Here is an 11,650-nt window from a genome sequence, read left to right as displayed (position 1 = left end):
CGTTGTGTTGAGTTTTCCCTATTTTTGGGTGGGGTGGTAAGGTTCGGAAAATTTTTCTCTATCAGAAAAACATACTTTTTGCAAGTAAAAAGACTTATTCTTGTCGGAACACTTGAAAAATGTGCCTTTTTGAGCCCAGAACGGCGATCCATAGATTAGTATGTTTCCTGCATGCAATTTAATAACCAGAGTTGAGGACCAGGACTCGCCAATATTTTCTTACATCGAACTCACATTAGTCCCAGTTTAAAAAAGCAGATTCTATGTTGGGGCCGGAGTAATTCCAGTGTCCCATCTTTCTTCCGTTTCGAATTTCTGTTTTGCCATAAAGATGAAGATGATAATAAGGATTTTCTAATGTTTTATTCCAAAGAGTAGATCCGGGTTTATAATCTTCTCCTAAAATATTTTTCATTGATACTGGGTTGGCCAGGATTGTTTTTGGGGAAGGTAAGTTACAAAGAGTTCTCAGCTGAAGGGAAAATTGAGAAATTGTACCAGAGTTTTGACTAAAATGTCCTGAGTTATGCGGCCTAGGTGCAAATTCGTTGCATAAAATTTCGTCTCCTCGGATAAAAAACTCTATCCCAAAAACTCCAACGTAATCGATTGTTTCCGCTAATTTTTTTGCATAGTTTACAAGTTTAGTTTCTATACTATCTGGAAAATTTCCGGGATAAAATGTAAGGTCCAAGATATGATTTTTATGAACGTTTTTAGAAGGTCTAAAATTTAAAATTTTGCCGTCTTCAAATCTGGCCATAATAACGGAGGCTTCCGAAGTAAATTGGAAAAATTCTTCTACGATATGATCCGGTTTGTTGAGGTTAGAAAATACTAAAGATAGTTCTTGTTCGGTGATACACCGAATCTGCCCCCTACCGTCGTAACCCATCGTATTCGTTTTTAAGATACAGGGAAAATTAGTCTTAGAAAGAACGGATTTTTTGTCTTCTTCCGTTAAAACCGGATAAAATTTCACCGTAGGAATTCCTGCTTTTTGAAAAGAAGTTTTTTCCTTCCAGCGATTTTGTGAAATTCTGACGCAGTTCGGAGAAGGTCTAACTATCAGTCCGGTTCGTTTAGAAAAATTTTCTATTGTAGTAAGTGCAATTTCTGGAATATTCTCAAATTCAAATGTAAGACCGTCTATATTTTCCAAAAAAAAAGTCAGAGCTTTTTCGTCTTCGTAAGTGGATATATATTCTTTTGCTCCCGCTCCTGCGGCCGGAGAATTTTTTTCGGGAGAATAAACGGAAATCTCGTAACCAAAAGGAATCGCTTCTAAACAAAACATTCTCGCGAGTTGTCCTGATCCCATCACTCCCAGCCTGGAACCTGGAAGAAGCATTCGAGAATTGTTCACAATAAATCCTTATTTTTAGAAAGTGCGTCTTCTCGAATTTGATTACGATATCGTTCTAGTTTTTCGGAAAGTATAGGATCTTGAAGTGCAAGAATTCTGACTGCCAATAAACCAGCATTTTTTGCGCCTGCAGTTCCGATCGCAAGAGTTCCTACTGGAACTCCCCCTGGCATTTGAACGATGGATAATAAACTATCCAATCCGTTTAAAGTTTTACTTTGTATTGGAACTCCTAAAACAGGAAGAGTAGTCATCGATGCAACCATTCCGGGAAGATGGGCCGCACCTCCTGCTCCTGCGATGATTACGGAGTAACCTTTTTCTTTTGCAGATTTAGAAAATTCTAACATAAGCTCAGGAGATCTATGTGCAGAAACAATTTCTTTGTGAATAGAAACGCCAAATTCTTTAAGAATGATCTCCGCTTCTTTCATCGTTTCCCAATCGGAATGGCTTCCCATAATGATTGCAACTTTTGTGTTCAAACATTTTCTCCTGTGGAAGATGTTTCTTTAGATTTACTTGTTTGCAAGTATTAAACCGGAAGCGCTTCTACGAAACGTTCCAATTGAATTCCTCGAGACGCCTTCGCTAATACGATAGAACCTTCCGGAATCGTTTGTAAAAATTTATGAATGAGTTCTGATAGTCCTTCTTGTGTTCCTGGAAAATGTTCAGAGAACCTGGGAGAAGAAGTTCGTTTAACAAACTCTTCTTGAATCCAAAAAGCATCTGTTCCAAAAGTATAAAGTCCCTTTAGGTTTTGAAATTCGGAGCATTTTTTTCCAAGTTTTTTATGAAACTCTTTGGAATATTCTCCTAATTCTTTCATATCACCTAACACCGCGTAAAACTCTTTTCCGTCGGCGAGTTGATCTGCGACTTCCAAAGAGGAAATCATGGATTCGTAATTTGCGTTATACGTATCGTTGATTACAGAATATTTGCCATTTTGTAAATCTAGTCTTTTATTGGAAGACTTGAAAGAATGGATCCCTTCTTGAATCCATTCTTGTGGGGTACCGATAGCTTCTAAACATGTGATAGCAACAGAAAGGTTTTCTAAAAGTTTTTCACCTGGCAGATTCCATTGGATTTTTTTGTTTTTGTATTCTAATAAAAATCCGGAGGATTTTTTCTGAAGAATAGAAAAAATTTTTTCAGATTTTGTAAGAACAAGTTTGTTTCCGTGTTTGCGAGTTTTATTTTTTAGTATTTTAGAATATTCTCCTGTATTAGGATAAAATAATTTTCCTCCTTTTTTTAAACCTTCCACGATTTCGCCTTTGGCTTTTGCTATGTTTTTTTGACTTTCTAAAAATTCTATATGGGCCGTTCCAATTGTAGTTATGATGGCGTAATCTGGTTTAGCAATCTGACTGAGTCTTGAAATTTCTCCTTTATGGTTCATTCCTAGTTCGCATACTACAACTCTGGTCTGATCGGAAATCTTAAAAAGTGTAAACGGAAGCCCAATTTCGTTATTATAATTTTTTTCGGTTACGACTAGTGCAGATTCTTCTAGATTTTTAAGACAATTTCCTAATAATTCTTTTGTAGTCGTTTTTCCGCTGGAACCAGTGACCGCAATTACGATCGGATCAAAACGGGATCTGTGAAAAGATGCGAGTTTTCCGAGAGCGGTTAACGTGTTTTTTACAGGGATTGCTTTGGATTTCTCTTCGAGGTTAAGGTTTTTATAAATCGGATGATTTTCTTCGACTAAAAAATAAGTAGCTCCTTTGGAAATTGCATCTCTGATAAATTCGTGTCCGTCTCTATTTCCTAAAAGAGGTACAAAAAGGGAATTTTCTTCTGCCTCTGTGGATGAAGTGGTAATCGTAGTAATGAGTGGTTCTTTGTGATACCAAGTTTCGGATGTGGATCCCAATACTCTGCGGATGGTTTCCGGATCGTAGTAGAAGTTCGATTTCATGGGTCCAAGTTGTAAGGGGAGAATGTTTTGAAAATTCTAAAATGAATTTTGGCAGCATAAAGAGTTTCTTGCAAACATAAGGCTACAGAAGGATCTTTTTCAAATATTAATTTTTTAACTGAAACTTTGGCCATAGATACTCGTTAAAGCTGAATTGACTGTTAGATTTGTTGGAATACAGCCTTGACAGTCTTCATTCTTATATTTTTGATTCCATTAAAGCTCGAGTAAATATGACTTCTAAAAAATCAACTTCCAAAAAAAAATCACCCAATCAATTGGATAAGTGGTGGCAAAAAACAACGATTTACCAGATTTATCCCCGCTCTTTTGCAGATAGTAATCGGGATGGTGTTGGAGACATTCCAGGGATCATTTCTAAATTGGATTATCTTCAAGATCTTGGGTTTGAAACAATTTGGATATCTCCTTTGTATAAAAGTCCACAAATGGATCACGGTTACGATGTAAGTGATTATTACTCGATCGCTCCAGAATATGGAACTATAAAAGATGCAGAAAAGTTAATAAAGGAAGTTCATAAGCGCGGGATGAAAATCGTTTTTGATATGGTGATGAATCATACTTCTATTGAACACGATTGGTTTATACAATCCCGTTCTAGTCGAGATAATCCTAAAAGAGATTGGTATATTTGGAAAGACGGAAGAGGAAAAAATAAACCTCCTAATAATTGGAGTTCGTTTGTGACACCCAAGGCCTGGCATTATGATTCCAATACGGATCAATGGTATCTTGCGAGTTTTCTAGATTTTCAACCAGACTTAAATTATTACAATCCAGAAGTCAAAAAGGCAATGTTCGACGTTTTGCGTTTTTGGCTTAAGAAGGGAGTAGATGGTTTCCGTTTGGATATTTTTCACGCGATTTATAAGGATAAATATTTCAGAGACAATCCGTTTCGATTTAAATATATCGTTTCGGAAAATGATCACGATGGTTATTTTCAGAGTAGGGTTCATACTGTAAACCATCCAAATAACTTTGCTTTTGCGAAAGAGCTAAGATCCGTTTTAGATGAGTTTGATGGAGATCGTTTTGCGGTAGGAGAGGTGGCCGGAGATGATCATATCATCAAACGCTACTTAGGCGAAAAAAAAGATGGCCTGAATCTAATCTTTTTATTCGAAACTTTGTTGTTAAAGTTCAAGACTAGTTTTTTTAAGGGAATCGTAAAAAAAATGGAACAAGTATATCCGTATCCAAACGTTCCCACATACGTTTTTGGAAACCATGACCAAAGACGTTACATGATGAAAATCAATAATAATCTCGAAAAAGGAAAATTGATTGCTCTGTTTCAGTTTACCGCGAGGGGGGTTCCAGTCACTTATTACGGAGAAGAAATTGGAATGACCAATGAGACGATCAAATTAACTGAGGCACAGGATCCGCTTGCAAGAATCTATCGCTGGTTAGGTGATTCGCTTTCCGAATTGTTGGGACTCGCAGACGTTATCATTCGGGATCGAGCAAGGTCGCCGATGCAATGGGACGACTCGCCAAACGCAGGTTTTACGGTTCAAGAAGCAAAACCATGGATTCGGGTTCACGGAAATTATAGAGAACGTAACGTTTTGATCGAGTCCGAAGATTCGGATTCTCTTTTAAATACTTATAAAAGTGTTCTTCGCATTCGAAATGGAAGTTTTGCTCTTAAAGAGGGTTCTTTGAGATTAATTGAAGAAAACGTTCCAAAAGATATGTTAGTTTATTTAAGGGAATTTGGTAAGGAACGTAAACTGATCGTTTTTAATTTTGGTAAAAAAACCAAATTTTTTTCTAATCCTACCGATTGTAGAAAATATTTTTTCTCTACGGTTTCTTTCGATCATAACGAATTTGATCAATTTAAAATACCTCCTTGTTCTGGAGTTATATTAGGTAATTAGTATATTTTAAAAAATGTGTATTCTACAAAAAAAGATTTGTTTTGGACAAATCTATTGTTTGAAACAGAATTTTTGCGTCTATAATATGGGCGAAGTATTCAATGATCAGGGTAGAATCAGTAAAATCTGTTTTGGGGGCATTATAAAATAATAATGTGTGTTCTGTATAACCAATATAAAAGTGATTTATTATACTGCATTCTGCAGAGTGACCAGCCATTGAAACTCAGCGAATATTTTTCTATAGATTGGCATTACTGAGTTTAAAATCGGTCGTTAGCTATTTTAAGCTATGAAATTCACGAGCTACTACTACGATCTAAAACGCGATCCGTGACGAGCGTTTTGTTGAGTCTAAGGTTTAGTTTTTTATTCATAGAGGTTTTCTTTTGCTCAATTTACATTAAAATAACGTGAGTTTGGCGGTTGAAAAAATTTTCTAAAAGTATAAGTTCCTACAATTTTAAAATTTGTTTGTAAAATCGTGATTTGCAATAGTTTTCATATTATTTTACAGAAAACCTAAGTTTTGTGAGTTCCCGCACTTGAATACGACAGATTCAATTGTTATAAACTTCTATTTTAGAGTTGTTGAAAAATTCCATAGTGGTGATTAAGAAAACTGCTTCAATTGATAGTTTCCATGAAATAGAAACAAATGGGAAATTAATTTTTTTGAATGTTCGGTAAAACGTGATGATTCCTTCCCGTCGATAATATTATAAATTTTAAAATGTATTTTCCGTGGAGAGTTTCCACGTTTTTGAGGAACAGTTTAAAAGATAAAAGGGATAATTTGAAACCGTTGAGTACTACTATTTACTGAATAAGATGATACTCAACGATTCAGAACATTCAATTTTACTTAAAAACTCATTTCATTAAGTGTAATACGTAGGAAATGAGTTTTAGAAAATTGATTTTTAGACTTGTATAAAAATTAAAAAGTTAATTTTACTTTTTATTCTCCGTAAACCACTACACATTCTTTCGAGAAAATTGGCCCCAAAATTCCAAAAGTGCTTTTGTCAACAATTGCAACTTTTGTGATTTGGCCGTCTTTCATTGCTTCTGCAATACTTCCTTCTCCACCGGAGTAGAAGTACCATGTTAAAAGTGAATAGAGGTTACATGACTTTCCACTTTTTACAATCTTTGCATCCGTAGGACCACCAGTTGGGTTTCCCGATACGTGATAGCTGGAAGAGTTATAAATTGCCGCTGGAAAAATACTTGTTGCACAGTTGGAAACAACAAACGCCGCGAGAGAGATTACAATCAGACTGATAAATTTTTTCATTTTAATTATTCCCCACTTACGATGGTGCAATAGTTGCTATAAACAAGTCCCAGAACGGAAAAAGTAGAATGATCTACGGTTGCGATTCTAGAAATTTTATTTTCTAATGCAATTTGTCCTACCGATGCGTTTCCCCAGGTGACCAGGTAAAGAACGTTATGAGCACAACTTTCTGCTTTTTTAGCAATAGGAACGTTGTTGGAAGGATTGATTTCCCCTGGAAAGGTAGTAGTTGTAACGAGTATTCCTTGTTGAGGACCAGTAGCGCAATTCGATAAAAATACCGAAAAGCTGAGTGCGACTAAAGTCAGGATGATGATTTTTTTCATAAGATCCTTTTTCCTTCTTCCTTATTTTTTCTTTCCGGTAGCAGATTTTGCATCCGTTTTCGTTTCTACAGCTGCATTAGAACCGGTTACGACAGTACAAAATTTATGATAAATAGCACCGTATAAAACTCCAAGTTGTTCGTATTCTATGCTCGCTACTTTTGTAATTTTACCATCTGCTTTTGCTGCTTCGATGGAAGAATCACCAAAAGATACTAACCATAGTATGTTTTTAGAACATGCCTTTCCAATAGAAGTATTTTCTGCATTGTCTCCAAGTGGGCCTGGGATTACGCCATCATGTACAATCACTCCACCTTTAGAGATGATAGGGTACATGAATCCATAGTCTTTGGTTGGGTTTGTATTGGGGCGAAGTCCGTAAATGTACATAGCATTTACTCCTGTACACTGAACCGCCCAGATCGTCATGAAAGAAATGAAAAGTAGTGATTTGAGTTTCATTTTTTCTCCTGGATTCCTTGTTTGATTATTCTCGGACGTTGCTTGTGATTATCTCTAAAGCGACATCCGGCGGCCTATACTATAAAAAGTGATATTTTTGTAAATAGAGAATCACTTATGAGTAACAAGTTTTGAAATTTTTTATCAAAAAGATATTTTTTGAAGGGTTTTAAATACAAAGTGGAGTAAAAATAAATTTTTTCAAATTTATTAGCGAGATGATTCGTTTTAATTTGTATGAATAGGATTGTATATAAATGAAAAAGTTAGTTTTTTAGGATGAAAACAAAAAAAGGTTTTAATATTTTTCACTTTGTATTTTAAATCTTATGGATTCAATTTTATATGGAAGGAATGTTCTAAAATTATAGGTTAAGATGGGTTCGAAACTTTAAATTATCTTTTGATCTTGAATCCATTTTTAGTTTTGCTTTTAAAAGCTAGGTTTGTCATTTTTCATGATTATCTTGAACTTGTGGGAACTATTACAAATCAGGGTTTTAATAGATTGGATCTAAAGTTGTGGGAACTATTACTTTAAGAAAAATCTTTCTAGTATTGAACTCAACTCATATTCAAAAGTAAGATGGGTCCATTTAAATTTAATAATTTTATTTCTCTCAAAGGAAAAGAGTGAAACTGGTTTTGGAATATGTCAATCCAGTAGGTTTTAAAAAAATGCATCTGAAATGTATTACTATCATCTTTCGGATAAAAAAGAAGATTCTTCAGAATCGTAAGCAAAAGGAGAAACGATTTTAGAAAGGTCTTCCTCTTCTTGTTTTTTTCTGATCTTTGCAAACTGTGATTTCCATTCTTGTGCTTTGTGGTCGGAACTACTTCCAAAATTTATTTGAAGATAAAACAATGAGAAAAGTAAAAGTTCTCGGTTAAACCCGGTTTGGTTGAGTTTTGCATCTAAAAATTCAGGGTCGATCTTCCGTCCACTTTCCACAATATCCTGAAGAATTTCAATCGCCTGAATATCCGTAACAGAACCTTGGTGTCTGTAAATTCTATGGAGAGGATAAAGGATTTCTTTATCCGGCTTTCCATTTTTTTTCAGACTTAAAAAAAAGGCTCGTCTGGACATAGCCAAAGAATCGTTGAATTTTCTATTCTGTAGAAATTCCAATGCAGACTCGTAGGCGAAGATGGGTTCAGATCGAAAAATAGAGGCACGGTCTAAAAGAGCTTGTACCAAATCGGAAGATTTTTTCTTTTTCAAAGATAAAAGAAAAATTTTATGAAGGAGTGAATTATCAGGAAAAAAAGGAAGGAATTTTCTACATTTAGAAATTGTATCATCGATTCTTCCAGACTCGTAAGAATTGTTTATTTCCGATTCGATCGCAGCTAAATCTTCTTTATAGGGATTGTTGATTCGAATCCAGTTTAGAGTTTGATTGTAGTATTCTAAATTTCCGAGTCTTGAACTGAGAACAAGAACCTTGTATCTAAGTGGAGGATTTTCAGGATTTTTAGAAAGACTGAGTCTGGCAAACTGGAATGCTTTTATAGGTTTATTGAGTTCTTCATAACCAGTGAAAATTTCGTTCATCAAAGAAGAATGATTTGGATCTAGTAAAATGCTTTTCTCAAAACTTTTCAAAGCGGTCACTAAATCTCCTTTACCGACCCAGGCTCTTCCTTCTAACTCATAGTAAAGCGCTGTATTTTTATTTCTGATCGAGTCCGCGATTTCTAATTTTTGAAGGGCTTCGTCGTATCGGAGCCGGTTTAATTCTTCTTGTGCTTGGCGGAGTAGTTCCGAATAAGAAAAGGTTGAATTCCCGTAGACCGTTGAATAACTTGTGCAAAGTAAAAAAAAGAGCCAAGTGGATAGCAGTCTCCCAGCCAGTCTGTTCGGTAGAATTCTTCCCATCTTTTTAAACATCGGAACATTAAAAAAAAACAAGAGGTTTCACTGAATGAATTCAGTTACGATAATTATCGCCATGTCTATTTTGGCGATCGTCACTGCTGTGGTCTATACCTTAAAAGTCACCTCCATCAAAGTAGGTACCTTAGGCGGTAACGAAAAAGAAACGAAAAAGCTTTTAGAAATTTCATCCGCTATCTCCGAAGGAGCTATGGCCTTTCTCGTAAGGGAATATAAAGTCATTTCCCTGTTTATTGCCTTTATGGCAGTATTGATCGTTCTATTGTTAGACAATCCTGGATCGGAAGGATTTAACGACGGAATTTATACTGCAATTGCTTTTGTATCGGGAGCTTTGATTTCCTGTATTTCCGGTTTTATCGGAATGAAAATTGCAACTGCAGGAAACGTAAGAACCGCAGAGGCCGCTAAATCTTCTATGGCAAAGGCTTTTCGGGTAGCATTTGATTCTGGAGCCGTGATGGGGTTCGGACTCGTAGGGCTTGCAATTTTAGGAATGATCGTGCTTTTTCTTGTTTTTACTGGAATGTATCCAGGTGTAGAAAAACATTTTCTTATGGAATCCTTGGCTGGTTTTGGATTAGGGGGGTCTGCTGTAGCACTTTTTGGAAGAGTGGGCGGCGGAATTTATACAAAAGCAGCAGACGTAGGAGCGGATCTAGTCGGAAAGGTGGAAAAAGGAATTCCTGAAGACGATCCTAGAAACCCGGCAACGATTGCGGATAACGTAGGAGATAATGTGGGCGATGTGGCAGGAATGGGAGCAGATTTATTTGGTTCCTGTGCGGAAGCTACTTGTGCGGCTCTTGTAATTGGTGCTACTGCCTCCGCTCTTTCTGGATCTGTAGACGCTCTATTATACCCGCTTTTGATTTCTGCATTTGGAATCCCAGCTTCTATTTTAACCAGCTTTCTTGCAAGAGTCAAAGAAGATGGAAATGTGGAATCCGCTCTTAAAGTTCAACTTTGGGTTTCTACACTTCTAGTCGCGGGAATCATGTATTTTGTAACAAAAACTTTCATGGTGGATTCTTTTGAAATTGCGGGGAAAACAATCACAAAATGGGACGTTTACATTTCGATGGTGGTTGGACTTTTTTCTGGAATGTTTATAGGGATTGTAACTGAATATTATACTTCACATTCTTATAAACCTGTAAGAGAAGTGGCAGAAGCGTCTAACACAGGAGCGGCGACAAATATCATCTACGGATTGTCTCTTGGTTATCATTCTTCCGTAATTCCAGTGATTTTACTTGTGATTACAATTGTAACGGCAAACCTACTTGCGGGAATGTATGGAATCGCGATTGCGGCTCTGGGCATGATTTCCACGATCGCGATTGGATTGACCATAGACGCTTACGGTCCTGTTTCGGATAACGCGGGCGGGATCGCGGAAATGGCGGAACTCGGAAAAGAAGTTCGTGATAGAACCGATACTCTGGACGCGGCTGGAAATACAACTGCGGCGATCGGCAAGGGATTTGCGATTGGAAGCGCCGCTTTGACTTCTCTTGCGTTATTTGCGGCTTTCATCACAAGAACTCATACCACGAGTCTTGAGGTTTTAAATGCGGAAGTGTTTGGAGGATTGATGTTTGGAGCGATGCTTCCTTTTTTATTCACCGCAATGACGATGAAGTCTGTAGGAAAAGCCGCAGTGGATATGGTGGAAGAGGTTCGCAAACAATTCAAAGAGATTCCAGGAATTATGGAAGGGAAAAATAAACCGGACTACAAACGTTGTGTGGATATATCTACGAGCGCTGCTTTGAGGGAAATGATTCTTCCGGGGCTTCTCGTTTTATTAACTCCGATCTTAGTAGGTTATCTTTTTGGAGTCAAAACTCTTGCCGGAGTACTTGCGGGGGCATTGGTTGCGGGTGTGGTGCTTGCAATTTCTGCCGCAAATTCCGGAGGAGGTTGGGACAACGCAAAGAAATACATTGAGAAAAAAGCGGGCGGAAAAGGATCGGATCAACACAAAGCCGCGGTTGTAGGTGATCCGTTTAAAGATACTTCTGGACCATCTATCAATATTCTAATCAAATTGATGGCGATTACAAGTTTAGTTTTTGCTGAATTTTTTGTCCAACAAGGTGGATTGATATTTAAAATATTTCATTAAAAAATTCTAAATTAGAATTTTATGAAGCTACAAAGCCCTTTTTGCAAAAAGCAAGAAGGGCTTTTTTTGTGGATTTGTTTTGAAGATTAAATTTTTTGAAGTATTGGATCAGAACCGGGCGTGCCCTGTCGAACAATTGGAGTTGATGAACCAAATAACTTCTTAAAGGTGAAATTCTTTTTTTAAAAACGTTCGACAGGTCGCGCTCTCGATTACAATCTGCAAAGCACCATTTGATTTTGTCTAAAATCCAGAATCTTTGGATTTGCAACGTTGCATATAGGTTGATCAATGGTGCATTGCAGTA

11 protein-coding genes are annotated in these 11,650 nt (G+C 36.7%); 2 read left to right on the top strand and 9 right to left on the bottom strand.

Annotated elements, in window-relative coordinates:
- Window positions 1-235: 235 nt before the first annotated feature.
- Genes BW942_RS05580 through BW942_RS21400 form a run of 4 tightly spaced genes read right to left on the bottom strand, consistent with a single transcriptional unit; the run spans window position 236 to window position 3,436 of the window.
- Window positions 236-1,351, bottom strand: a complete 1,116-nt coding sequence (locus BW942_RS05580) for a 5-(carboxyamino)imidazole ribonucleotide synthase (RefSeq protein WP_000926285.1) — start codon at window positions 1,349-1,351, stop codon at window positions 236-238.
- An 11-nt stretch (window positions 1,352-1,362) separates the two neighbouring features.
- Window positions 1,363-1,851, bottom strand: a complete 489-nt coding sequence (gene purE / locus BW942_RS05575; RefSeq protein WP_001093510.1) for a 5-(carboxyamino)imidazole ribonucleotide mutase — start codon at window positions 1,849-1,851, stop codon at window positions 1,363-1,365.
- Between the two features lie 50 nt (window positions 1,852-1,901).
- Window positions 1,902-3,302 carry a UDP-N-acetylmuramoyl-tripeptide--D-alanyl-D-alanine ligase gene (locus BW942_RS05570; protein WP_000841157.1) on the bottom strand — a complete coding sequence of 467 codons (1,401 nt, stop codon included), beginning with the start codon at window positions 3,300-3,302 and terminating at the stop codon, window positions 1,902-1,904.
- A complete protein-coding gene (locus tag BW942_RS21400; RefSeq protein WP_001151644.1) occupies window positions 3,299-3,436 on the bottom strand; it encodes a hypothetical protein in 138 nt (45 codons plus the stop codon). The genes BW942_RS05570 and BW942_RS21400 overlap by 4 nt, the downstream gene beginning before the upstream one ends.
- A gap of 99 nt (window positions 3,437-3,535) precedes the next feature.
- On the opposite strand from BW942_RS21400, the gene BW942_RS05565 reads away from it, so the two are divergent.
- On the top strand, window positions 3,536-5,215 hold the full coding sequence (locus tag BW942_RS05565) for an alpha-glucosidase (RefSeq protein ID WP_000202103.1): 1,680 nt from the start codon (window positions 3,536-3,538) through the stop codon (window positions 5,213-5,215).
- Between the two features lie 22 nt (window positions 5,216-5,237).
- Here the strand turns inward: BW942_RS05565 and BW942_RS05560 are convergent, their stop codons facing one another.
- From BW942_RS05560 to BW942_RS05540, 5 genes are all read right to left on the bottom strand, one after another.
- Window positions 5,238-5,435 carry a hypothetical protein gene (locus tag BW942_RS05560; protein WP_000907227.1) on the bottom strand — a complete coding sequence of 66 codons (198 nt, stop codon included), beginning with the start codon at window positions 5,433-5,435 and terminating at the stop codon, window positions 5,238-5,240.
- A 741-nt stretch (window positions 5,436-6,176) separates the two neighbouring features.
- Window positions 6,177-6,515, bottom strand: a complete 339-nt coding sequence (locus tag BW942_RS05555) for a TRL domain-containing protein (RefSeq protein ID WP_000713555.1) — start codon at window positions 6,513-6,515, stop codon at window positions 6,177-6,179.
- 5 nt (window positions 6,516-6,520) lie between these two features.
- The gene (locus BW942_RS05550) at window positions 6,521-6,844 is read right to left on the bottom strand and encodes a TRL-like family protein (RefSeq protein ID WP_000720240.1); all 324 of its coding nucleotides are present in this window, start codon (window positions 6,842-6,844) and stop codon (window positions 6,521-6,523) included.
- Window positions 6,845-6,865: 21 nt separating this feature from the next.
- On the bottom strand, window positions 6,866-7,309 hold the full coding sequence (gene lsa14 / locus BW942_RS05545) for an adhesin Lsa14 (protein WP_000769736.1): 444 nt from the start codon (window positions 7,307-7,309) through the stop codon (window positions 6,866-6,868).
- Between the two features lie 700 nt (window positions 7,310-8,009).
- Window positions 8,010-9,194, bottom strand: a complete 1,185-nt coding sequence (locus BW942_RS05540; RefSeq protein ID WP_000532666.1) for a tetratricopeptide repeat protein — start codon at window positions 9,192-9,194, stop codon at window positions 8,010-8,012.
- 46 nt (window positions 9,195-9,240) lie between these two features.
- On the opposite strand from BW942_RS05540, the gene BW942_RS05535 reads away from it, so the two are divergent.
- Complete coding sequence (locus tag BW942_RS05535) at window positions 9,241-11,343, top strand: sodium-translocating pyrophosphatase (protein ID WP_017855597.1); 2,103 nt, start codon at window positions 9,241-9,243, stop codon at window positions 11,341-11,343.
- Window positions 11,344-11,650: the final 307 nt, after the last annotated feature.

The organism is Leptospira interrogans (genome assembly GCF_900156205.1).
Classification (GTDB): Bacteria; Spirochaetota; Leptospiria; order Leptospirales; family Leptospiraceae; genus Leptospira; species Leptospira interrogans.
Note: the sequence above shows the minus strand (reverse complement) of the source record. Positions and strands in the feature narration are given on the sequence as shown.